This is a genomic window from Thiolapillus sp., assembly GCF_048562965.1.
GTDB lineage: Bacteria > Pseudomonadota > Gammaproteobacteria > Chromatiales > Chromatiaceae > Thiolapillus > Thiolapillus brandeum_A.
This window is the reverse complement of sequence record NZ_JBHNMF010001132.1, coordinates 1-582: the sequence shown is the minus strand read 5'-3', so window position 1 is coordinate 582 and position 582 is coordinate 1. Positions and strand designations below refer to the sequence as shown.

Sequence of the window (582 nt, the reverse complement as noted above, 5' to 3'; positions counted from 1 at the left end):
ACCCGTACATCGGGGCGCAGATACCGTTTCGACTATGAGGAACAGGACCACATAGAGCTGTTGGAATTGCTCAAGACCCTGCCCTGCAATGTCATCCTGTCCGGTTACCCCTCGGCCCTGCTACCTTGGAACGTCACCCTCAGTAAGCAGCAAGAGGGCTGATTCTCTGGCGCTTACCGTTGATAGGCCTTGGATTGCCTTAGATTGTAAAGATGGCTAACAGAGATGCCGACCAGCGTTTCATAGTCTGATTGCCCAAACACCTGATAGGCACGCTCACACAGCTTCTTGATGGCATGTCCACAAGGCGTGTCATGGCGTTCATCCATTTCTGCCAGTAGCCGGATGTCACGATCGGTGTAGCGGCGCTTGAAACCCGCCGTTGTTCGTTGCTGACGGCTCAACCGGCCTGTCTTTCGGTACTGGGCAATCAAGCGCGTTAATTGTTGACGGGAATAACCCGCCCCCTGTGTCAGCATAGTTGTCCGCTCACCTCGGTGAGCAATTATTACTTAATCAGGGGACGGAAGGAAATCATGAAATGCCAAGATACAGCAGAGAATTCAAAGAGACGATTGTTCA

General features: G+C 52.2%; 1 protein-coding gene. It reads right to left on the bottom strand.

Annotated elements, in window-relative coordinates; all coding sequences use genetic code 11:
* Positions 1-173: 173 nt before the first annotated feature.
* Positions 174-479, bottom strand: coding sequence for a hypothetical protein (locus ACOCD2_RS22795; RefSeq protein WP_419614781.1), 306 nt, complete (start codon positions 477-479; stop codon positions 174-176).
* Positions 480-582: the final 103 nt, after the last annotated feature.

Coding starts and splice junctions, on each gene's coding strand:
- ACOCD2_RS22795 (WP_419614781.1), bottom strand. CDS start 479: ATGCTGACACAGGGGGCGGGTTATTCCCGTCAACAATTAACGCGCTTG.